We start from the raw sequence: 23,749 nt of genomic DNA, 5'->3' as shown, positions 1-23,749 counted from the left end.
AAATTGATGGAGGTATTTGCTCATGGAATCTACTCATTCTGTTCGTCGTGATGAACGTTCACGAGAAGCTTTTGAAGAAGCAAAACAATATATTCCGGGAGGCGTAAATAGTCCTGTTCGTGCATTCAAAACAGTAGGATTGACTCCAATTTATGCAGAACGTGGTGAAGGTTCACGCCTATATGATATTGATGGTAATGTATTTATTGATTATATCGGTTCTTGGGGACCCCTCATTATGGGGCATGCGCATCCTGATGTGGTACGTGCGCTACAAGAAACAGCGATCAAAGGAACAAGCTTTGGTGCACCGACTGAATTAGAAACGAAAATGGCGAAGCTTGTCGTAGAACGTGTTCCTTCTATGGATATTGTTCGTATGGTTAACTCGGGAACAGAAGCGACGATGAGTGTGATTCGTCTCGCTCGTGGCTATACCAAGCGTAACAAGATTTTGAAATTTGAAGGTTCATATCATGGTCATTCTGATAGTCTATTGATCAAAGCAGGTTCTGGTGTAGCGACATTAGGTTTGCCGGATAGTCCGGGTGTCCCTGAATCAGTAGCTACCAATACAATTACCGTTCCTTATAATGACCTTGAATCGTTGCGTTTGGCTTTTGAACGCTTTGGTGAAGAGATTGCTTGTATTATTGTAGAACCTGTTGCTGGTAATATGGGTGTTGTTCCACCACAACCTGGATTTTTACAAGGATTACGTGATATTACAACTCAATATGGTAGTCTGCTTATTTTTGATGAAGTGATGACTGGTTTCCGTGTCGATCTGAATTGTGCACAAGGACGTTATGGTGTAACCCCAGACTTAACATGTCTAGGTAAAGTCATTGGTGGTGGCTTACCTGTAGGTGCGTACGGTGGTAAACGTGAGATTATGGAGCAAGTTGCTCCAACAGGACCTATTTATCAAGCAGGAACATTAAGCGGTAATCCATTAGCGATGGCAGCAGGGTATACAACATTGAGTCTGTTAACACCAGCAGTCTATGAGCGTTTAGAAAATATCTCTGCTCGTTTGCAAGCAGGTTTTGAAAAGAATGCGGCTGAGTTTGGTATTCCGTTGACTGTTAATCGTGTAGGTTCGATGGTTTGTCCATTCTTTACAGCAGGACCGGTTACTGATTATGAGTCTGCCAAAGCAAGTGATATGGATGTGTTCAAGCGTTACTTTGGAGCCATGTTAGATCGTGGAATCAGTGTAGCTCCATCTCCATTTGAAGGTATGTTTGTATCGGGTGTTCATAGTGACGAAGATATTGAACAGACGATAGCAGCTCATTATGAAGTGATGAAGTCTTTGCAATCATGATCAATGCATCTAATGCTGTATCTGATCACAAGTCACCTTCTATTCTTGCTGAATGTTCGGTAAGAGATGGAGAATGGTTAGAAATCACACCGCATAATGATCTTCTACAAGCAGGAGGCAATGCCAGACATAAAGCAGTTATGCAGTGGTTAGAAGAAGTGTCGGTTCCAGTTAAATTAAGCGGTAGACTTCATTCCAAAGGTGAAGTGAAAATAGACGGAGCCCATATCCGGCTTCGCCTATTTCCACCGATGGATTATGGATTTGATCCTCGGCCGCATGATCGTGTCAAAGTACTGTATGAAGATGATTATGTTCTGGTGATGCATAAGCCAGCTGGCATGAATGTTCATCCTTCTGAAGCTTCTGACCCAACGATTACTTTAGCACATGCCGTCGCTGATCATTATCAAAAAACGAATCAGAAGTGTGCTGTTCGTCATGTCCATCGTTTAGATGAAGATACAACAGGACCTGTATTATATGCTAAAAATGAATTTGCTTTATCGAAGTTAGATGAGCAGATGCGTTGTAAAACGATTGATCGCAAATATATCGCGATTGTGCAAGGCAAAGTAAGTGATGGATTAACGGTGATTGATCAACCAATCGGTAAAGATCGCCATCACAAACAGCGCCGCCGTGTTTCTCCTACAGGGCAAGAAGCGATCACTCATGTTGAGAAAATATACGGTTCAGCTCGAGCAAGTCTTGTTCGTTTAACCTTAGAAACAGGACGAACCCATCAGATTCGTGTGCATATGAGTGATGCTGGACATACGTTGATAGGTGATGTCCTTTATGGAGGCAGTCAGGAATTTTACCGACAGGCGCTTCATGGAGAACAGTTGACCTTTGAACACCCATTTACAGAGCAAACGATGACTGTAAATGATCCATTACCTGAAGATATGACCGAATTAGTCGATCAATTAGGTATACCTCGTCCTTAAGTCAGCTCTATGACAGGTTTTTTATTGACTTTGATACTAGCAACAGGTATGATTTGGAGTAAATATTGATTTATTCATGATCTCAATAACCTTGAACGGGAATAGTAGACAATATCGTCCTCAAGAGAGTAGAACTGCTGCGCTGAAAGGTTCTATAGGATACGGTATATCGAAGTCGCCTGGGAGTTGTTTATTTGAATATAAAGTGGAGGATTATTCTAACACTATATATAGAATAGACCGGTAGCAGCCGTTATCTGCCTCGGAGTGTCGTTCATGGGCTTTTTTATACATGGGCGAAACAAAGGTGGTACCGCGAGAGCTAAGTCCTTTCGTCCTTTGAGACGAAGGGCTTTTTTTATTGAGAATTTTAGCAAAATGACTACAAATATGGGGGGTATTTACTATGGCAGATACGAATGAGAATCAAGCAACAACTTCAATGCCGACCACGTATGATCCTAAATCGGCAGAACGTAAATGGTATGATTATTGGATGGAAAATGACTTTTTCAAAGCAGGGCAACGTCCTGATGCTAAGCCGTACACCATTGTTATTCCACCTCCTAACGTAACAGGTATGCTTCATATTGGACATGCTCTGGATTTTACATTACAAGATATTATGACACGTACCAAACGTATGCAGGGCTTCGATGCACTCTGGCTTCCTGGAGCAGACCATGCAGGGATAGCGACACAGACCAAAGTGGAGCAGAATCTACGTGCAGAGGGTATTACTCGTCATGACTTGGGTCGTGAGAAATTTGTAGAAAAAGTATGGGAATGGAAAGATAAATACGCAGCTAACATTCATGAGCAATGGGCGAAAATGGGCTTTTCTCTCGATTATTCACGTGAACGTTTTACATTGGATGAAGGTTTGTCCAAAGCCGTTCGTGAAGTATTTGTAAAGTTGTACAACAAAGGTCTCATTTATCGTGGAAAATACATTATTAACTGGGACCCTGAAGCACGTACAGCTCTATCCGATATCGAAGTAGAATACAAAGAAGTGAACGGACACCTTTATCATTTACAATATCCACTTCAAGATGGTAGTGGACATATTGTTGTAGCAACGACTCGACCAGAGACAATGCTTGGTGATACAGCTGTAGCAGTTCATCCCAAAGACGAACGTTACAAAGATATGATTGGCAAAATGATAGTCTTGCCAATTACCGGACGTGAAATTCCGATTATTGCTGATGATTATGTTGACCGTGAATTTGGTAGTGGTGCTGTAAAAATTACACCTGCCCATGATCCGAATGACTTCGAAATGGGACATCGTCATGATTTGCCTCAGATCGTAGTGATGGATGAGACAGGCACCATGAATGAAAATGCAGCTCAATATGAAGGCTTAGATCGTAGCGATTGCCGCAAACAAATCGTTAAAGATTTGGAAGCAGCAGGCGTATTGATTAAGATTGAAGATCATGTACACCAAGTAGGACATAGTGAGCGTACAGGTGCTGTTGTAGAACCGTATTTGTCTACTCAATGGTTCGTTAAAATGAAACCACTTGCTGATGTTGCGATTCAAGCGCAAAAACAAGGTGAAGGTGTCAACTTTGTACCGGATCGTTTTGAAAAAACATATTTGAACTGGATCGAAAATGTGCGTGACTGGTGTATCTCCCGTCAATTATGGTGGGGACATCGTATTCCAGCATGGCATTGTGATGAAACAGGCGAGATTATCGTAGCTACAGAAGACCCAAGCCATTTGCCTGAACATGCAGGTAAAACATTACGTCAAGACGAAGATGTATTGGATACTTGGTTTAGCTCTGCTTTATGGCCTTTCTCTACATTGGGATGGCCGGATGAAACCGAAGATTTGAAACGTTATTATCCTACAGATTTATTGGTAACTGGATATGATATCATTTACTTCTGGGTATCACGTATGATCTTTACAGCACTTGAATTTACAGATCAAATTCCATTCAAAGATGTATTGATGCATGGTCTAGTACGTGCAGCTGATGGACAGAAAATGTCCAAGTCATTGGGTAATGGTATTGATCCACTTGAAGTGATTGAACAGTACGGTACAGACGCGATGCGTTATATGCTTTCAACAAGCAGTACACCGGGACAAGATTTACGTTTCCGTCTCGAACGTGTAGAACAAGCACGTAACTTTGCAAATAAAATCTGGAATGCTTCCCGTTTTGTATTGATGAATATGGAAGGTTTCCGTTATGAAGATATTGACTTGAGTGGGGAACTGAGTACAGCAGATCGCTGGATTTTACATCGTATGAACGAGACTGCACGTGATATTACACGTCTAATCGATTCTTATGAATTTGGTGAAACCGGTCGCTTATTATACAACTTTATCTGGGATGATCTATGTGACTGGTATATCGAAATTGCTAAGTTGTCCTTGTATGGTGAAGATGCAGTAGCGAAGAAAACAACGCAATCGGTATTGGCTTATGTATTGGATCGTACATTGCGTATGATTCATCCATTTATGCCATTTATTTCAGAAGATATCTGGCAACATTTGCCGCATGAAGGCAACACGATTACACTTGCGGCTTGGCCTGAATTTGATCCTGCTTTGGAAAATGCAACCGCACAAGAAGAAATGAACCTGTTGATGGATCTGATCCGTGCTGTTCGTAATATCCGTGCAGAAGTAAATGTACCGATGAGCAAAAAAATAGAATTGATGGTTAAAGCCAAAGATCAAAAAACACTCGATATTATCCAGTCTAACGAAGGATATATTCGTCGTTTCAGCAATACTTCTGAGTACCAGTCGGGTCTTGATCTCGCTGTACCAGACAAAGCGATGACAGCGATCATTACAGGAGCAGAATTGTATTTACCACTTGCAGGATTGCTAGATATTGGTCAAGAAATCGCTCGTTTGGAAAAAGAAGTGGCTACACTGACTTCTGAAGTAGAACGTGTTGACAAAAAGCTAGCTAATCAAGGATTTGTAGCTAAAGCACCTGCTAAAGTGATCGAAGAAGAACGTGCTAAACAAGCAGATTATTCGGAAAAACGTGAAAAAGTTCTTGCCCGTATTGAAGAGTTGAAAGGGTAAGGTGAAGAAGATGGAACATGGAACATCGGAGGGGCAACAAGCCCCTTTTCATACCTATGAACAAGCGGTGGAATGGATTAATGGTCTAATTCCTTTTGGTATTCGTCCGGGATTATCTCGTATTGAAGGACTTATGGAATTATTGAATAATCCTCATCGTAAGCTTAAATTTGTACATGTTGCAGGAACCAATGGTAAAGGAAGCACTTGTGCCTTTTTGACAAGTGTTTTATTGGAGTGCGGTTATGATGTAGGTACATTTACATCACCTTATATCACCAAATTCACAAATCGTTTTCAATATAACGGTGTAGATATTCCTGAAGAGACGTTATGCCGTCTAGCTAATCGTTTGTATCCTTTAGTGGAGCAAATGGCGACAACAGATCTAGGATCACCAACGATGTTTGAAGTCTCAACTGCGCTTGCGATTTTATATTATGCAGAAGAGTGTTATCCCGATGTTGTTATCTGGGAGACAGGTCTTGGCGGGCGATTAGATGTTACCAATATCGTACATCCTATACTGTCAGTCATTACGAACGTAGGCTATGACCATACAGATATTCTAGGAGATACCTTAGAGCAGATTGCTAGTGAAAAAGCAGGCATTATTAAACCAGGTGTTCCCGTAGTCAGTAGTGTCGATCAGCCAGAAGTGATTGAAGTGCTACGTGCTAAAGCGAGAGCTTGTAAATCTACGCTTTACCTCGTTGGTGATCAATACACAGCAGAGCGTATATCTGGTGATGAAGAAGAGCAAGTTTTCCGTTATAAAGGTCTTTTCCGTGAGTTAGATATTACGATTTCGATGCAAGGAGAGCATCAATGTGCTAATGCAGGTGTAGCGATGATGGCGCTGGAAATACTGCGTCAATATTCTGCTTTTGTATTAGATGATGAGCGATTGCTCGAGGGATTTAAGCATACGTTCTGGGCAGGACGGTTAGAGAAAATGCCGGGTGAGCCAACGATTGTATTAGATGGAGCGCATAATCCTGAAGGGGCTGCTATGCTTGTCAAAAGTGTACCGCAGACGTATCATTACAAGAAGCTTCATATGCTTGTAGGAATGTTAGAAAACAAGCACCATGAGCCTGTATTTAGACATCTGTTATCTATTGCAGATACAATTATTTTGACAGAACCTGATTTTCGACGCAAAATGGATGCAGATCAATTAGCAACATTAGTGGCGAAATTACAACAAGAAATGAACAGAACAGAAGTCAATGTTATAGTGGAGCGTGACTGGCGGCAAGGTATTCAGTTGCTTCAATCACGAACAGAACGGGAAGATCTAGGGGTCGTAACCGGAACACTGTATTTAATTTCGGATGTAAGAGCGACTCTTTTGCATCAAACCGATTCTGAAAAGGGCTGGTGAGTCAGATGAATAAGACAGAACATGTACATTTTATCGGGATTGGTGGGTACGGTATGAGTGCCATCGCCCGTGTTATGCTAGAAATGGGATATAAAGTAACAGGCTCCGATATGGCAATGAGCGCGCTAGCAGCAAAATTGCAACAAAAAGGAGCAATGATTCATATAGGTCATGCAACAGAGCAAGTTCATGGTGCAGAGCTAGTTGTTTATTCTACAGCTCTATCTGATGATAATGCTGAATGGGTAGAAGCGAAGCGTCTAAATATTCCAGTTATCCATCGTTCTGAAATGCTAGCAAGATTGCTGAATGAACGTAAAGGGGTAGCTGTAGCTGGTGCTCATGGTAAAACAACCACTTCTTCGATGATCGCTCTAGTGATGGAAGAATGTGGTACAGATCCAACGTATATTATCGGTGGTGAAATTGTTAATTTAGGTACGAATGCCAAAGCAGGTAAAGGTGATTATGTCGTTGCTGAAGCCGACGAAAGCGATGGAACTTTTTTGCAATACCATCCTGCAATTGCGGTAGTAACAAATATTGAAGCTGATCACCTTGAAAATTATGATGGAGACTTTGCGAACCTTAAAGCGGCTTATGTGCAATTTTTGAGTCAATTGCAACCGGGTGGTAAAGCTATCGTCTGTGGCGATGATGAGAATATTCGTGAGATTATACCTAATATTCAAGGCACAACAATTACGTATGGTGTAGAAGCAAACAACGATTACACAGCGACCGATATTCAGCCGGGTGATCGCAAAATCTCGTTTACGATGCAATATCAAGGATCAGATCTAGGTAAGATTGAATTGTCTGTTCCGGGACTGCATAATGTATATAATGCGATGGGAACTGTAATCGCCTGTTTAGAAGCGGGAATTTCATTTACAGCGATTGCAGCAGCAATCGTTCATTTCCATGGTGCCAAACGTCGTTTCCAAGTCGTTGGTGATGCGAATGATATTCTAATCGTAGATGATTATGCACATCATCCTACAGAGATCGAAGCAACAATTGTAGCGGCTCAAGCTACAGGCAAACGTGTTATTGCTGTTTTTCAACCTCAACGTTATTCACGTACCTTCTTTTTACTGGATGCATTTAGTCGTGCATTTACAGGAGCCGATGAAGTGATTATTGCTGATATTTATTCGCCAGCAGGGGAAAAGCAGATTGAAGGAATTAACTCTGCACGTCTTGTCGAATTGATTAAGCAAAACAGTAATGCTGGAGCACGCTATATTGCACAAAAAGAAGATATTATTTCAGACTTATCTACTCGTATTCAACCCGGCGATCTTGTGATCACAATGGGTGCAGGCGATATATGGAAAGTCGCAGAAGCACTGGCTACTGATTTACAAGCTACGGAGAAAATAGAGTAATTTGATCAAAAAGGCTGTCTCCGGACAGTCTTTTTAACTGGAATCATAACAAAAAGTTTGCGAAATGAAGGCGATAAGTTACAAAAAATTGTTACTTTCATTTTTGTTTGTATTGATGTAGGAATACACGTATAATGATGAAGTGTCAAATTAAAGGCAGGAGAAATAAGAATGAAAAAGAATGCAGGTATGCTTATTTTATTTTTATTGCTAGGCTGGTTTATTGGCACATGGGTGGCCACTTTACTTGAACCTGTAGCGATGGTATCTTTTCTGACTCGATCGACAACGATCGATTGGGAGCCGAGCGCTAATTTAGACATGATTCGTTATCATCTCGATATTCATTTTAAAGTGAGTTTACTTAGTTTGATCGGTATTGTTGCTAGTATTTGGGCATATCGCAAACTATAAAGATTAAATCTGACTTTTAAAAAAAGGAGAGGACCTTTCGATGAACAGAGAATCTACACGTCGCCTGATTTTGGCGTCCGCTTCTCCAAGGAGAAAGGAATTAATGACCTCTTTACAACTGGAATTTGAAGTGTTACCCAGTGATACAGATGAATCGGTACCTGAACACTGGTCACCAGAACAAATGGTCAAAGAGCTCGCACTGCGCAAAGCAGTTGCTGTCCAACATAATCATACAGCCCAAGTAACTAATGCTGTCATTATAGGAAGCGATACAATCGTTGTTTTGGATGAACGTGTATTTGGTAAGCCACGTGATGATAATGAAGCTGTAGAGATGTTAGATGCTCTACAAGGAAGAAGTCATTATGTATACACAGGTGTGGCTTGTATCGATACGTTTACAGGTGTAATTCGTGTGGAATACCGGCGAACTCTTGTACATATGAAGCCACTCACCCCTTCCAAAATTCAATCATACGTACTTAGCGGTGAACCTGCTGACAAAGCGGGGGCTTATGCTATTCAAGGTCTAGGTTCTGTGTTGATCGATAAAATAGAAGGCTGTTACTTTACAGTCGTCGGATTGCCTGTATCACTTTTGAGCGATATGTTGGAACAATTTGGTGTGCAGATTATTTGAATCTGTCGTGGAGAAGAGGAACATATTAATGGAGGCGCCACAGTACCTTTTACGTGATGTTCCGCAGGAAGAAAGACCCCGGGAACGGATGATGAATTACGGTGCAGAGGCGCTTAGTCATGCAGAATTACTAGCGATTCTACTACGCACTGGCACCAAAGATGAATCGGTAGTTCATTTGGCAAATCGCATTATGCGTCAAGTAGGTAGCATAAGGCAACTGGTTGATCTAAGCATCGAAGAATTAACAGAGATCAAGGGAATCGGCACAGCCAAAGCGATTCAGATCAAAGCAGGCATTGAACTAGGCAGACGTATCACTCGTACAGGCAAAGAAGAAGTCAAAGCTATTCGTAGCCCTCGTGATGCAGCTGATTTACTGATTGAACAATTACGTTATCTTCAAAAAGAACATTTTGTATGTCTGTTTCTGAACACGAAAAATCATATTATCTCCCAAGAAACACTGTCGATGGGTAGTTTAAATGCGTCTATTGTACATCCGCGCGAAGTTTTTCGAGCGGCGATCAAATGTAGTAGTGCATCTGTTATTTTTGCACACAATCATCCAAGTGGTGATCCTACACCAAGCCCGGAAGATGTAGCATTAACCAAAAGGCTTGTAGAAGCAGGCAAAATTATCGGAATTGAAGTGCTGGATCACCTTGTGATTGGTGATATGAAATTCGTAAGTTTGAAGGAACAGGGCTTAATGTAATATAATAGTCGAGATTTAGGAAGAAAGGGAGTTAATAGTTATGTTGGGTGGCTTTTCAAAAGATTTAGGGATTGATTTAGGTACAGCAAACACGTTGGTATATGTAAGAGGTAAAGGTATTGTCGTTAGAGAACCGTCTGTTGTTGCGATTCGTACAGATACGAATACAATCGAAGCAGTAGGAGAATCAGCAAAAAAAATGATCGGTCGTACACCGGGAAATATCCGTGCGATTCGTCCGATGAAAGATGGCGTTATTGCTGATTTTGATACAACAGCTACGATGATTAAATATTTTATTCGTCAAGCGCAAAAACAACGTTCGATGTTCCCACAACATCCAAACGTTATGGTATGTGTACCATCGGGTATTACAGCTGTTGAACAACGTGCAGTCGAAGATGCTACTAAGCAAGCTGGTGCGCGTGAAGCTTATACAATCGAAGAGCCTTTTGCAGCTGCAATTGGTGCTGATCTTCCAGTATGGGAACCTACAGGTAGTATGGTTGTTGATATCGGTGGCGGTACAACAGAAGTCGCTGTTATTTCTCTTGGTGGTATTGTAACAAGTCGTTCCGTACGTGTTGCTGGTGATGAGATGGATGAGTCTATTATTCAATACATCAAACGTCAGTACAACTTGATGATTGGTGAACGTACATCAGAACAATTGAAAATGGAAGTCGGTTCTGCAACTCCATTTGAAAAAGTAGAAACGATGGAAATTCGTGGTCGTGACCTTGTGAGTGGTCTACCAAAAACATTAACAATCACTTCAGATGAAATTGCTGAAGCATTGTCTGATACGGTAGCTGCTATTGTAGAAGCTGTAAAAGTAACGTTGGAGAAATGTCCTCCAGAACTTGCAGCAGATATTATGGATCGCGGTATTGTGTTAACAGGGGGCGGAGCATTACTTCGTAATCTGGATAAATTGCTTGCGGGTGAAACAGGTATGCCTGTTATTGTTGCTGAGAATCCTTTGGATTGCGTAGCAATTGGTACAGGAAAAGCATTGGAAAATATCCACCTGTTCAAATCACGCAGCAGTTCATCGCTTCGTTCAAAACGCTAATTTTCGGCCAGGTATGGTCAACCCCTACTAGGGAAAGAAAAACCGTTAATTAAGAGGGTGTTGAAACTGTTTAAGCTGCTGGGTAACAAGAAACTGTTTATCCTGCTTGTAGGACTCATTTTATTTATCGCTTTAATGGGATTTACGTTGACGAATCGTACATCTTTGTCCTGGCCTGAGAAATTCGTCCGTGATACTGTTGGTTTTGTTCAAGGTGTGTTTTACAAGCCCGCTTCTTACATGGCGGGCTTGTTTGAAGATATCGGCAACTTGAACAATTTGTATGAAGAAAACCAAGAGTTGAAGCTGACGGCTGCGCAGTACTTACTGCAACAAGCTAATTACAACAAATTAGTACAGGCCAATAAGCGGTATAAAGAAGATCTTAAATTTACACAACAGCAACTTGCTCAAAACCAATTTGATCTTCGTATTGCAAATGTAACCAGTGTGGATACAGATGCAGATACAGGAACAATTGTGATTGATCTGGGGCAAAATGATGGCGTACGTAAAGATATGCCGGTTATTTCCACAGAAGGTATGGTTGGAATCATTAGTGAGACAAGTCCGTTCCATTCAACAGTGAAGTTGTTAACGACACTTGATCCACTCGATTCGAACTCCAAAGCAATTGCTGCCACTGTAGTAGGTAAAGAAAATGAATCTTTCGGCATGATAGAAAGCTATGATAAAGCAACAGGTATGCTTACAATGACACAAATTAAAGAAAATGATCCGCTCAAAAAAGGCGATGAGATTGTTTCGTCGGGTAGTGGTGGATTATTTCCAAGTGGCATGATCATTGGTAAAGTCGTTAGTCGTCAAGTTGGTGATTTTGGATTGACCAATACAGCTACAATTCAACCAGCGGCAGATTTTAAAGACTGGAAAGAAGTATTTGTAGTGTACACCAAGGAGACTCAGGAATAATGGTACGTCGTATCGTATTGTTGCTGTTGTTATTTCTAGTATTTATCTGTGAATCAACCATCGTGCCATGGCTGATTCCAGATGTATTGCATACTAGATTGATTCCGCATTTAGCGTATATTTTGATATTGTTTGTTGCTGTTTATTATCATCGTCATACAGCACTTGTGCTTGGATTAGTGTTTGGATTATTGCATGATGTTGTATTTTATGGCGATATGATTGGTGCGTATTCGTTCTCTATGGGACTGTCTGCGTATGTATTAGGACTGTTGTTCCAATCTCCTCGAGCACCTTATCCATTGATGATGACAGTGGTATTAATCGGTAGCTTGTTACTGGATAATATGTTGTATGGACTTTATTTGGTCTTTGGTTTGACGAGAGAACCTTACAGTTGGGCATTAGGACATTATATGTTCCCTAATTTGCTGCTTCATTTTATATTTGCTTTACTGGTGTTTGTTCCTGTTCGTCGCCAACTAGAGAAGGTAGCCAAGTTGCGTAAACGGAATGCCGAAGATGAGTAAAAGTATAATATTCCCACATGCAGAGACATTCAGTTCCTGCTTAATTTGCGGATGGAGCAGGAAAATCCCGCGACTAGCACGAACTGATAGTAAGGTGGGGGTGACAGATGAATGGCTGTAAAATCATCAAGATATGTAACCATCAAAGGGATCAAAGATGGATTGGTTTTTCAATTTGATGATCAATGTGAATTTAATGACCTTGTCACAGAGCTGACGTATAAGCTGGAACATAGTCATCAAAATATTTTAACAGGCCCGCTAGTTCATATTGATATGAAATTAGGGAACCGGGAAATTACAGATGAAGAAAAAGATACATTGCTAGATATACTTAGTCAAAAAGGAAATCTGATTGTTCGTTCATTTGATTCTCCGTATGAAGAACCTGTAGAAGCACCTTTACCAGAAAAGCATATGGTCAAAACGATCAGTGGTATGATCCGTTCGGGTCAGGTACTTCATCATGAAGGCACTGTTTTGTTTCTAGGTGATGTGAATGCAGGCGGTACGATTATCAGTACAGGTGATATCTATATTTTGGGAGCACTTCGTGGAATGGCTCATGCTGGAATAGATGGCAATGAGCAAGCAGTCATTGCTGCTTCTTTTTTCTCACCTACCCAGATTCGGATCGCAGATATGATTAGTCGTCCACCGGATGAAGGTGAAAGCCGAGAATCTCATATGGAATTTGCTTACTTACAGGACGGAATTATGAAGATTGATAAAATGGCTAATATTGCCCGGCTTGGTCGGGATTTCAATGTGTTCAAAGGGGTGTAGTACATGGGAGAGGCTATTGTCGTCACTTCAGGCAAAGGCGGAGTTGGAAAGACAACCACTACTGCTAATATAGGTACCGCGCTCGCGCTTCTTGGTAAAAAAGTCTGTCTGGTGGATACAGATATTGGTCTACGTAATTTGGATGTTGTAATGGGACTTGAAAACCGTATTATTTATGATCTATGTGATGTAGCAGATGGTCGTTGTCGTCTGAATCAAGCATTAGTTAAAGATAAACGTTTTGATGAGTTGTACATGCTTCCAGCGGCGCAGACAAAAGATAAAAACTCGGTATCACCTGAACAAGTCAAAGAAATTATTTTAGAACTCAAAAAAGACTTTGACTATGTATTGATTGATTGCCCGGCAGGTATAGAGCAAGGATTCAAAAATGCGATTGCAGGTGCAGATCAAGCGATCGTTATGACCACACCTGAAAATGCTTCTGTTCGAGATGCAGATCGAGTCATTGGATTACTTGAAAATTCACATATTACAGCTCCAAAATTAGTTGTCAATCGTATTCGTCAGAGTATGGTGAAATCAGGAGATATGCTGGATATTGATGAAGTATTGCAAGTGCTTAATATCGATCTTCTAGGGGTAGTACCTGATGATGAAATGGTGATTAAAGCTGCCAATTCAGGTGAACCTACTGTGATGAATCCTGATTCCAAAGCAGCGATTGCTTATCGTAATATTGCTCGTCGTATTCTAGGAGACACAGTTCCTTTGATGCCACTGGATCAAAAGAAAAGTGCATTTACTCGCTTTAAGAAGTTTTTTGGAATGGGTTGATCGATTTTGCTTAACAAGCTAAAAAAGCTAGACTTGGGTATTATTACTTTACTCGTAATTTTTATGGTGTTTAGCACGTTGATCGTGCGCAGTGCAATTGCCCCTGATCCCAAATTTCAGGGCTATGATACGCGGACGATCATTTTCTATGTCATCGGGTTCATTGTTTTATTTGCAGTCAGTATATTTGATTATCGAATTTTATTACGCAAACACTGGTATTTATATGGATTAGGCTTACTTTCCTTATTGTTATTATATCCTTTTGGATCTGAGATTAATGGTGCCAAAAGTTGGTATGCTTTTCCAGGAGGTTTACAATTCCAACCTGCTGAAATGGTAAAAATTGTTCTGATTTTAACTATGGCTCATATGCTGAGTAAAAGAGATGGAGATCCTCTTCGTTTTCGTTCTGATCTAATACCAACGGCTTTTATTGCATTGGTACCTTTTCTGATTGTATTGGTTCAACCGGATCTGGGAAATGCTATTATCTATCTGATTATTCTGGTAGGTATGTTGTGGATCGGAAATACCAAGTATACACATGTATTGATTGGTTTAACGACAATTGTAGGTGGATTGATATTGGTTGTCGTGATGTTTACTACATTTAATACTCAGATTCATGATTATTTAGAAAGTCATAGTAAATTACATTGGTACCAGCGTATCAATACGTTTATAGATCCTGCTCAAGCTTCTGATGATGATAAGCATCAATCAAGTTATGCATTGATCGCTGTAGGATCGGGTGGATTGCTAGGCGATGGATATATGAACGGACAATTGAAAAACAATAAATTTGTGCCATATCCGTATTCAGATTCTATCTTTGTCGTTATTGGAGAAGAGTTTGGATTTATCGGAGCGTCTGTATTACTACTTCTATACTTTTTACTGATTTATAGGATGATTTTAATCGCTTTGCAGTGTTACGATCGGCGAGGTTCATATATTATTATCGGAATTGTCAGCATGTTCGTATTTCAGATTTTTGAAAATGTGGGTATGATGATTGGTCTGATGCCAATTACAGGAATCACGTTGCCATTTATTAGTTATGGCGGTACGTCACTACTACTGAATATGTTCAGTATAGGGCTTGTACTGAGTATTAAGATTTATCAAGAAAAATACGAATTGGAATAGCCGGTGCCGGAAGGTACCGGTTTTTTGCGAATACAATAGTAATCATGAAACATTTTACTTACAGATTGCGTCTAGAAATCAAGGGAGTCTATAAGGTTCGTTAGAATAATGAGTAGCCTTGATGGAGAGATAGAGGTGGAACATAGAATGAAGCAAATGATCGTAAACTGTGGTGTCAAAGATACACGTATGGTACTGCTTGATAATAATAAATTAGTAGAATTTGCTTCAGAACAATCATCTGGTAGCGGAATAGCTGGAAGTTTTTATAAAGGGAAAGTAATGAATGTTCTACCGGGTATGCAAGCTGCATTCGTAGATATTGGTCAGAAAAAGAATGCTTTTCTATATATTGATGATGTTCTGCATGCGCATTTAGATAAACAGCCCAAAGTGAAGCCGAGCATTGCTGATTTATTAAAGCCCGGTCAAGAAATCTTAGTGCAAGTGACCAAAGAACCTTATGCTAATAAAGGGGCACGTATTACAACGCATTATTCTTTACCAGGACGATGGATTGTATATATGCCTGAAGCTGACTATATCGCTGTATCCAAAAAGATTAGTACAGATGGAGAGCGAGCAAGATTACGTCAATTGGGTTCTCATTTAAAGCAAGGCGAAGAAGGGCTTATTTTACGTACAGTTGCTGAAGAAGAAAATGATGAAGCAATTACCAATGACCTTAATATGTTAAGACAGCACTGGCAACGCATTCGTGAATCTTTTGCACAGAAGTCAGCTCCGGCAGAGTTGCACCGTGATTTAGGTATGGTAGAACGATTAATTCGTGATGTATTTAATCCATTGCAAGATCAGTTAATCATTGATAACCAAGAACGGGCGACATCGGCTATTACCTTTCTTCAAACGTTACTGCCTGCGAATGTTCATCCACCTGTATCTATTCATACGGAAAAAGAACCGATATTTCATGCGATGAATATACATGAGCAATTGCATCGAGATTTTCAACGTAAAGTATGGTTGCAAAGTGGTGGCTACATTGTATGGGATCAGACAGAAGCTTTTACTGTGATTGATGTAAATACAGGCAAATTTACTGGTGGTGTCACCCTTGAAGATACTGTGACTCAGACGAATCTTCAAGCCGCTTCTGAAATTGCCCGATTGCTTCGTTTGCGGGATACGGGTGGAATCATTATTATTGATTTTATAGATATGGATAAAGAAACGAATCGTCGCTCCGTAGTGGAGGCGCTGGAAATTATTTTACAAAGAGATCGAACCAAAACACACATTGTAGGATGGACACGATTAGGTCTTCTAGAATTGACTCGTAAAAAGGTTCGTGAAGAAACAGGTGGCTTTTCCTATGAGACATGTACAGTATGTCAAGGAACCGGTAAAATAGCATCTTGGATAAAAGATTGATTTCTTAAAATGGCTGTGATAGAATAGTCAAGTATGTGTCTGGGTAATAAGTTTTTCACATGCTGTAACCGCTCCGATGGGGTACAAGTTCATATGTTGTATAACGTATGACACCTACATTAGGCGAGTCTGAGACATGAGGAGGTGCAATTCAAATGTACGCAATTATCGAAACAGGTGGTAAACAATACAAAGTTCAAGAGGGCGACGTATTGTTCATTGAGAAGTTGGACGCTAATGATGGCGACAGCGTAACTTTCGACCGTGTTCTAGCAGTATCTAAAGAAGATGGTTTGGTAACTGGTTTACCGTTGGTAGAAGGTGCTTCTGTAACAGCGACTGTCGAGAAACACGGCAGAGGAGCTAAGGTTGTAGTTTACAAATACAAACCTAAGAAGAACTATCACGTGAAACAAGGTCATCGTCAACCATATACAAAAGTAACTATCGGAAAAATCCAGGCATAAGAAGGTGCGGTAATTGATTATCGTACGTATCGAACGTAGACCAGATGGTACAATTGATGGTTTTTCATCCCGAGGACATGCCGGCTATGCCGATCCTGGTGAAGATATTGTCTGTGCTGCTGTTTCCGCCATTACAATCGGAACAGTGAACTCAGTTGAAGCTTTAACAGGAGTAATCATGAAATCAAAAATGAAAGACGGATTTCTAAGTGCGCGTTTACCGAAGCTTTCGGAAAATGCAAATGTCGAAAAGATTCAACTGTTACTCGAATCTATGCAGGTTATTCTTATTGGAATTGAAGATGAATATGATAAGTATATAAAAATAAAGCAAGTCACAATCTCGTAAGAAGGAGGTAGACCACATGTTAAAAATTAATTTGCAGTTATTCGCATCGAAAAAAGGTGTAGGTTCCACAAAAAACGGACGTGATTCTCACTCCAAACGTTTGGGAGCAAAACGTGCTGATGGACAATTCGTAACTGGTGGTAATATTTTGTTCCGTCAACGCGGTACAAAAATTCACCCAGGAACAAATGTAGGCATCGGTAAAGACGATACACTATTTGCAAAAGTGGACGGCGTTGTTAAATTCGAACGTTGGGGCCGCGACCGTAAAAAAGTGAGCGTCTACCCGGTTGACGTTGCACCAGTAGCAGCAGCAATCGAAAATTAATCATAAACCTGATAGGTTAGATTAGATAAGCCTCCGGTACTTGATGTGCCGGGGGCTTATTATATTTGCATATAAGTTGGACGTTAACGTAATTTTTAGTATAATAATGTCATAAAATTCTGCGCAATATGTTATACTTGTTCTTGGTTAAAAAGCCATTGAAAGAATGGAGAGAGACCATGAAGCAATCCAATCAAGTACCCACGTTGTTACTTATTTCTATTATCATCCCATTAATTATTGCTTATTGGACGCAATCTTGGATTGCTTATATCGTGCTCGGCGTATGGATTGTTGCTGTGTATGCCAAAGGTGTGCAGTATACACGTGATTTTTATGAGAAGCGTGAGCAAGTGCAACTCGGAGAATACCATAATGGACAATCTAAAATGGCTGTAAAAAAGAAACAGTATCAAGCAGAACATCAAAAACAGCGTGCAGAAATTGATCAAGCGTATACACAATTGGATGAAGTCTATGCAGTAGCAGTTGATGCTCTAAGTCATCATCGGCATGATTGGATGAACGAACTTCAATTATTGTATGGTTATGTTCAATTAGGCAAGCGTGATAAGCAAGTAGAATGTGTAGAACGAATTAAAGAGCAAATGCTAGCAGAGAGTCGCGTTTCCAAACTGGGTATCCATTCCCTTGTTTTTTATTTACAATCTTTTAAAGCAGTGAACCGTTCGATTCAATTAGAAGTCGAATTAAGTGACGGAATCACGCTTGCAGATCGATTGGGAACGGAACAGAGTGAGGAATTGACCCGAGTCATCAAAGAGACGGTCTCTGCGTATGAGCAATTTGGTGGATCGTCCTGGGGTGAGTGCCCCACACTATTTCTGATGGTTAGCGAATATGAAGGAGCAGTTCATTTTATATTTGAACCGGAAGAAGAGTATCCTAATCCCGATGGAGCATGGGAAGCTGTGAACTTGATCATTCAAGATACAGGAATTACAGCAACTCGAACGGAAGAAGATCCGGCCTCCATTTCCCTGCAAGTGTTAGTGGATTCTAAAAATTAGAGGTGTAATCATGTTTGTAGATAAAGCGAAGATTTATGTAAAAGGCGGTGACGGTGGAGATGGTATTATCTCTTTCCGTCGTGAAAAATATGTGCCTAACGGCGGACCTGCGGGTGGCGACGGTGGACGTGGCGGAGATGTTATTTTCCGTGTAGACGAAGGTTTGCGGACATTAATGGATTTCCGGTACCAACGTCACTTTAAAGGTGAACGTGGCGTTAAAGGTCGTAACAAAAGTCAGCATGGTGCGAATGCAGAACATACCGTTGTTCGTATCCCTCCAGGCACAGTGATTGTGAATGATGATAATGGCGAAGTGATCGCTGATTTGACTCGTCATGGTCAAGAGATCGTTATTGCTAAAGGTGGACGTGGTGGACGTGGTAATGTGCGTTTTGCCACGGCTGCAAATACAGCTCCTCAGATTGCTGAAAATGGGGAAGAAGGACAAGAACGTTATATCGTCCTTGAACTGAAAGTGATGGCTGATGTTGGGCTAGTAGGATTCCCGAGTGTAGGTAAATCGACTCTTCTATCGGTAGTATCTGCTGCTCAACCTAAAATTGGTGCATACCATTTTACAACAATCACGCCTAACTTGGGTGTAGTTGATGTAGGAGATGGACGTAGTTTTGTTATGGCTGATTTACCTGGATTGATCGAAGGGGCACATGAAGGCATAGGGCTAGGACATGAGTTCTTGCGTCATGTTGAACGTACCCGCGTGATTATTCATGTGGTGGATATGTCCGGTTCAGAAGGACGCGATCCTTTTGACGACTGGCAGAAAATTAATGAAGAACTAAAACTATACAATGCAGAGCTAGAACATCGTTTACAAATTATTGCTGCAAATAAAATGGACGATCCACAAGCTCAAGAAAACTTAGAAGAGTTTTCTAAAAAAGTACGTGAAGTTCGTTCAGATATTGAAATTCTTCCTATTTCTGCATTGACTCGTGATGGCATTCAAGAGATGCTTTACAAAACAGTCGACATGTTGGATAAATTACCAGATGCTGTGGCTGTAGAAGAAGTAGAACAGATTGCTGAACGTAAAGTGTATACTTTAGAAAAGAAAGAAGACGATGGCTTTATTATTCGTCGCGAGAACGATACTTTTGTTGTGGAAAGTACTAAGATTGAGAACATGATGAAACGGATGCAGTTGAACTCTCATGATTCTATTCTCAAATTAGGACGTACACTTCGTCATATGGGTGTCGATAGTGAACTACGTAAACGTGGAGCTAAAGATGGTACGCTTGTACGTATTGGCGAACTTGAATTTGAATTTGTTGAAGGTAGTAGCTACTTCTAAGCACATTCTATATCAAAATAACAAGACCGAACATAGATCATGATGTTCGGTCTTTTTGCTGTTCAGAATATAGTCAAAATCTTCTTTTTTAGCAATATAGTTGCCTAACACCAAAGGTTACTTTATAATGTCCACTATACGAATACATGAGTCTTTGAGGAGAGGACGTTGTGAAAGAACGCTATTATTTAGTACGGGAAGATATTTTACCTGAAGCAGTGATCAAAACGATGCGTGTGAAAGAGTTACTCGCTGCTGGAGAAACACGGACAATTAATGAAGCTGTTGAAAAAGTAGGTTTAAGCCGGAGTGCTTTTTATAAATACAAAGATGGAATTCATCCGCTTAACCGTTTGGAAAAAGATCAGATTATTACAATCTCATTTGATTTAGAACATCGTTCAGGTATTTTATCACATGTGCTTGGTCTGATGGCTGAGTATGGTGGAAATGTTTTGACGATTCATCAGAGTATTCCTCTTCAAGGTCGAGCGAATGTAGTATTGTCTGTAGAAATATCTCGTTTAACTGAAGATTTAGAGACGATGGTTGAAGCAATGGAAAATGTATCAGGTGTCAAACAAATTCGTATTACCGGTCAAGGATAATCTTATTAGTGAATACACTTTAATCTAAAAGCAATATAGGATAAGCTACAATAAAATAAATATCCTATACTCAAAGCTTGCTAATGAATAGTTCCAGGAGGGAAACAACATATGAAATCAGTAAAAGTAGGATTGCTTGGGCTCGGTACAGTAGGTACAGGAGTAGTTCGTATCGTAGAAGGAAATCAAGAAGATTTGAGCAGTCAGGTTGGATCTCCTATTATGATCAGTAAAGTAGCTGTGAAAAATATAGATAAGCTACGTAATATTGAAATTGATTCGTCCAAGCTTACTGAAGATCCGTGGGAAGTTATTCGTGATCCTGAGATTGATGTGATTGTAGAAGTCATGGGTGGTATTGAACAGACCAAAGAATATATATTAGAAGCGCTCAATCTAGGTAAACATATTGTTACTGCTAATAAAGATTTAATGGCACTACATGGCTCAGAGATTTTAGCTAAAGCACAGGAAAAAGAGTGCGATGTTTTCTATGAAGCAAGTGTAGCAGGGGGGATTCCGATTATTCGTACATTGATCGAAGGATTCTCTTCAGATCGGATTCTTAAGATAATGGGTATCGTAAACGGAACAACCAATTATATTTTAACGAAAATGAGTCAAGAAGGTGCTTCTTATGAAGATGTTCTCAAAGAAGCTCAAGAATTAGGATATGCAGAATCGGATCCGACAGGCGATGTCGAAGGTTTGGATGCTGCTCGCAAAATGGCAATTCTCAGTACCCTGGGATTCCGTACAAATGTTGATTTAAGCGATGTAAGTGTTAAAGGGATTTCTTCTGTTACCAAAGACGATATTACTTATGCTAAAAATTTAGGTTATGAAATGAAGCTAATTGGTATTGCAGAGCGTCAAGATGAGCATATTACAATCAGTGTACAGCCAACTATGATCAAGCAGTCTCATCCAATCGCTTCTGTAAATGGTGTCTTTAATGCTGTAGTGGTACATGGTGAATCTGTAGGAGAAACAATGTTTTATGGCGCAGGTGCTGGAGAATTACCAACAGCAACCTCGATTGTAGCTGATCTGATCGCTGTGATCAAAAATCTTAAACTAGGTGTAAACGGGCTTAAAGCGATTGTTCCTTATAAGACGAAGAAGATACAAAGCGATGAGCAAATCTTTTACAAAAACTTTATCTTACTTCATGTCGATGACAAAGCAGGGGTGCTTGCTCGAATCACACAGATTTTTGCAGAATATGATGTGAGTCTAGCTTCTGTAGTTCAACAACCGAATGAGCATAACCCGGATGCAGAGATCATTATTATCACTCATAAAGCAAGCAAAGCGAATATGGACAAAGTACTTAAACATTTTGAACAGTTGGATGTTATTCAACGAATCAAAAGTGTATATCGCGTAGAAGATATTTAATTGACTACCGATCGTTGAATACATTTGAGTAAGGAGTCATTTATGATGATAGAGCAAGATCAACAAGAACAATGGCACAACCATACCGTTCGTATAGCTGTACCCGCCAGCACTGCTAATTTGGGCCCTGGATTTGATACTTTAGGAATGGCAGTTAATCTGTACTCTTGGATCGAAATGAAAGTAGCTACAGAAACCAAGATCACACTATTAGGTGATGAACTTTACGGTATTCCTACAGACAAAACCAATTTGATCTACAAAATGGCACAATTGGTTTTTCAAAAAGCACAAGTCACTATTCCAGATTTAGAAATTACAATGTATTCTGATATTCCACTTACCCGTGGATTAGGCAGTAGTGCGTCTGCTTTTGTAGGCGGGTTATGTGCAGCGAATGCATTAATCGGTTTCCCTTTAACAGATAAAGATATTTTAAATATATCGACTGCTATTGAGAAACATCCTGATAATGTGGCTGCTTCCTTATATGGAGGGATAGTCGTAGCAACATGGGATGGACAAGAAGCTAATTGTATTCAGATCACTCCACCAGAGGATTTAGAAACTTTAGTAGTCATCCCGGACTTTCAACTTTCGACTTCCAAAGCTCGTGAAGTTTTGCCTAGCCAATTATCTGTAGCTGATGCTATTTTTAACATCAGTCGTAGTTCATTATTAGTAGCTGCTTTATCATTAGGACAATTAGAAATGATCAAAACAGGGATGCAGGATCGACTTCATCAACCTTATCGTGCTTCTCTTGTACCCGGTATGCAACAGATTTTAGAACAAGCCACAGAGCAAGGTGCATTAGGGATAGCACTGAGTGGAGCAGGGCCAACTATGATTGCTTTTGTAGATCGTCATTCACAACAAAAAGAACAATTGGAACATTATCTTGTAGATACAATGAAAGCTCAAGATATTACTGCACAGGCAATGTGGCTTCAGCCTGTCAAAGAAGGTGTCATATACTATGATGATACCGAATCTCATTCATTCATGGATGTAATCAAAGGAGAAGTACGTTTATGATTCGTATAGCTGCTTTACCATCTGGGTCTGTTTCACACGAAGCACTTCTTCATCTATTAGGCGATCAAGAAATTGAGATCACACATCATAAGCTAATAGCCGATGTATTTCTTTCAACAGCTGAAGGCAAAACAGATTATAGTGTGATCCCTATTGAAAATACAATTGAAGGTTCTGTAAGTCTGCATATGGATTGGCTTGTTCATGAAGTGGATATTCCAATGCAAGCAGAATGGGTGTATCCATCTATTCAGAATTTGATTGGTAATCGCTCGGAATTTGGCAATGAAAAGAACGAGCTTGATTACAGTGGAGTACAGAAAGTCTTATCACACCCTGTAGCAATGGCACAATGTCTTCATTTTATCCGAAAAGAAATGCCTCATGCAGAATTAGAACATGTAGGTAGTACAGCAGAAGCAGTAGAGATGGTTAGCAAAAATGCAGGTAAAGGTTGGACTGCAATTGGTACTTCTTTGGGAGCACTTCGATATAATCTTGATATACTAGCAGATCGAGTAACTGATCATGATAACAACTACACACGATTTGTGTTGATTGGTCCTCAACCTATTCAGATCGCTCGAGCAGAAGATCATACCAAAACCAGTATCTTAGTTACTTT

General features: G+C 40.2%; 24 protein-coding genes and 2 other annotated features (1 of these 26 only partly in view). All 24 genes read left to right on the top strand.

Annotated features, from left to right (window positions below; translation table 11 throughout):
* Window positions 1-22: 22 nt before the first annotated feature.
* Complete coding sequence (hemL, locus tag PO903_RS00200) at window positions 23-1,330, top strand: glutamate-1-semialdehyde 2,1-aminomutase (protein WP_273592325.1); 1,308 nt, start codon at window positions 23-25, stop codon at window positions 1,328-1,330.
* Window positions 1,327-2,283 carry an RluA family pseudouridine synthase gene (locus PO903_RS00195; protein WP_273592324.1) on the top strand — a complete coding sequence of 319 codons (957 nt, stop codon included), beginning with the start codon at window positions 1,327-1,329 and terminating at the stop codon, window positions 2,281-2,283. The genes hemL and PO903_RS00195 overlap by 4 nt, the downstream gene beginning before the upstream one ends.
* A gap of 82 nt (window positions 2,284-2,365) precedes the next feature.
* Window positions 2,366-2,626: a binding site (T-box leader), on the top strand.
* A gap of 63 nt (window positions 2,627-2,689) precedes the next feature.
* On the top strand, window positions 2,690-5,359 hold the full coding sequence (locus tag PO903_RS00190) for a valine--tRNA ligase (RefSeq protein ID WP_273592323.1): 2,670 nt from the start codon (window positions 2,690-2,692) through the stop codon (window positions 5,357-5,359).
* 10 nt (window positions 5,360-5,369) lie between these two features.
* The gene (locus PO903_RS00185; protein WP_273592322.1) at window positions 5,370-6,746 is read left to right on the top strand and encodes a bifunctional folylpolyglutamate synthase/dihydrofolate synthase; all 1,377 of its coding nucleotides are present in this window, start codon (window positions 5,370-5,372) and stop codon (window positions 6,744-6,746) included.
* A 5-nt stretch (window positions 6,747-6,751) separates the two neighbouring features.
* Window positions 6,752-8,137 carry a UDP-N-acetylmuramate--L-alanine ligase gene (gene murC / locus PO903_RS00180; protein ID WP_273592321.1) on the top strand — a complete coding sequence of 462 codons (1,386 nt, stop codon included), beginning with the start codon at window positions 6,752-6,754 and terminating at the stop codon, window positions 8,135-8,137.
* Between the two features lie 171 nt (window positions 8,138-8,308).
* Window positions 8,309-8,551 carry a DUF4321 domain-containing protein gene (locus PO903_RS00175; RefSeq protein WP_069325515.1) on the top strand — a complete coding sequence of 81 codons (243 nt, stop codon included), beginning with the start codon at window positions 8,309-8,311 and terminating at the stop codon, window positions 8,549-8,551.
* A 40-nt stretch (window positions 8,552-8,591) separates the two neighbouring features.
* Window positions 8,592-9,194, top strand: a complete 603-nt coding sequence (locus PO903_RS00170) for a Maf family protein (protein WP_137223554.1) — start codon at window positions 8,592-8,594, stop codon at window positions 9,192-9,194.
* Between the two features lie 28 nt (window positions 9,195-9,222).
* Entirely contained in the window at window positions 9,223-9,912 is a 690-nt protein-coding gene (gene radC / locus PO903_RS00165) for a RadC family protein (protein ID WP_137223552.1), read from the top strand.
* A gap of 40 nt (window positions 9,913-9,952) precedes the next feature.
* A complete protein-coding gene (locus PO903_RS00160) occupies window positions 9,953-10,987 on the top strand; it encodes a rod shape-determining protein (RefSeq protein WP_069325512.1) in 1,035 nt (344 codons plus the stop codon).
* Between the two features lie 60 nt (window positions 10,988-11,047).
* A complete protein-coding gene (gene mreC, locus PO903_RS00155; RefSeq protein ID WP_175425091.1) occupies window positions 11,048-11,920 on the top strand; it encodes a rod shape-determining protein MreC in 873 nt (290 codons plus the stop codon).
* Window positions 11,920-12,450: a rod shape-determining protein MreD gene (mreD, locus tag PO903_RS00150; protein WP_069325510.1), complete on the top strand. Its 531-nt coding sequence runs from the start codon at window positions 11,920-11,922 to the stop codon at window positions 12,448-12,450. The genes mreC and mreD overlap by 1 nt, the downstream gene beginning before the upstream one ends.
* Window positions 12,451-12,561: 111 nt before the next feature.
* Window positions 12,562-13,236 (top strand): septum site-determining protein MinC, encoded by a 675-nt coding sequence (gene minC, locus PO903_RS00145; RefSeq protein WP_069325509.1) that lies wholly within the window; start codon window positions 12,562-12,564, stop codon window positions 13,234-13,236.
* Window positions 13,237-13,239: 3 nt separating this feature from the next.
* Window positions 13,240-14,034: a septum site-determining protein MinD gene (minD, locus tag PO903_RS00140; RefSeq protein WP_069325508.1), complete on the top strand. Its 795-nt coding sequence runs from the start codon at window positions 13,240-13,242 to the stop codon at window positions 14,032-14,034.
* A gap of 6 nt (window positions 14,035-14,040) precedes the next feature.
* Window positions 14,041-15,186 carry an FtsW/RodA/SpoVE family cell cycle protein gene (locus tag PO903_RS00135; RefSeq protein WP_069325507.1) on the top strand — a complete coding sequence of 382 codons (1,146 nt, stop codon included), beginning with the start codon at window positions 14,041-14,043 and terminating at the stop codon, window positions 15,184-15,186.
* A gap of 147 nt (window positions 15,187-15,333) precedes the next feature.
* Window positions 15,334-16,581 (top strand): Rne/Rng family ribonuclease, encoded by a 1,248-nt coding sequence (locus PO903_RS00130; protein ID WP_273592320.1) that lies wholly within the window; start codon window positions 15,334-15,336, stop codon window positions 16,579-16,581.
* A gap of 56 nt (window positions 16,582-16,637) precedes the next feature.
* Window positions 16,638-16,722: a sequence feature (ribosomal protein L21 leader region), on the top strand.
* A gap of 14 nt (window positions 16,723-16,736) precedes the next feature.
* On the top strand, window positions 16,737-17,048 hold the full coding sequence (rplU, locus tag PO903_RS00125; protein ID WP_069325505.1) for a 50S ribosomal protein L21: 312 nt from the start codon (window positions 16,737-16,739) through the stop codon (window positions 17,046-17,048).
* Between the two features lie 13 nt (window positions 17,049-17,061).
* Window positions 17,062-17,397 (top strand): ribosomal-processing cysteine protease Prp, encoded by a 336-nt coding sequence (locus PO903_RS00120; protein ID WP_069325504.1) that lies wholly within the window; start codon window positions 17,062-17,064, stop codon window positions 17,395-17,397.
* A gap of 16 nt (window positions 17,398-17,413) precedes the next feature.
* The gene (rpmA, locus tag PO903_RS00115; protein ID WP_069325503.1) at window positions 17,414-17,725 is read left to right on the top strand and encodes a 50S ribosomal protein L27; all 312 of its coding nucleotides are present in this window, start codon (window positions 17,414-17,416) and stop codon (window positions 17,723-17,725) included.
* A 179-nt stretch (window positions 17,726-17,904) separates the two neighbouring features.
* Complete coding sequence (locus PO903_RS00110) at window positions 17,905-18,756, top strand: Spo0B domain-containing protein (protein WP_273592319.1); 852 nt, start codon at window positions 17,905-17,907, stop codon at window positions 18,754-18,756.
* A gap of 10 nt (window positions 18,757-18,766) precedes the next feature.
* On the top strand, window positions 18,767-20,077 hold the full coding sequence (gene obgE / locus PO903_RS00105; protein WP_069325501.1) for a GTPase ObgE: 1,311 nt from the start codon (window positions 18,767-18,769) through the stop codon (window positions 20,075-20,077).
* Between the two features lie 170 nt (window positions 20,078-20,247).
* Entirely contained in the window at window positions 20,248-20,685 is a 438-nt protein-coding gene (locus PO903_RS00100) for an ACT domain-containing protein (RefSeq protein ID WP_069325500.1), read from the top strand.
* 111 nt (window positions 20,686-20,796) lie between these two features.
* Window positions 20,797-22,086, top strand: coding sequence for a homoserine dehydrogenase (locus tag PO903_RS00095; RefSeq protein ID WP_273592318.1), 1,290 nt, complete (start codon window positions 20,797-20,799; stop codon window positions 22,084-22,086).
* A gap of 42 nt (window positions 22,087-22,128) precedes the next feature.
* The gene (gene thrB / locus PO903_RS00090; RefSeq protein ID WP_273592317.1) at window positions 22,129-23,124 is read left to right on the top strand and encodes a homoserine kinase; all 996 of its coding nucleotides are present in this window, start codon (window positions 22,129-22,131) and stop codon (window positions 23,122-23,124) included.
* Window positions 23,121-23,749, top strand: the 5' portion of a protein-coding gene (gene pheA, locus PO903_RS00085) for a prephenate dehydratase (protein ID WP_069325497.1). 250 nt of this gene lie beyond the right edge of the window; 629 of the gene's 879 nt are visible here — the first part of the coding sequence; it begins with the start codon at window positions 23,121-23,123; its stop codon lies off the right edge, out of view. Before thrB ends, pheA begins: the two co-directional genes overlap by 4 nt.

This window comes from Paenibacillus sp. PK4536 (assembly GCF_028594455.2).
In the GTDB taxonomy this organism is placed as follows: Bacteria; Bacillota; Bacilli; order Paenibacillales; family Paenibacillaceae; genus Saccharibacillus; species Saccharibacillus nuruki.
Note: the sequence above shows the minus strand (reverse complement) of the source record. Positions and strands in the feature narration are given on the sequence as shown.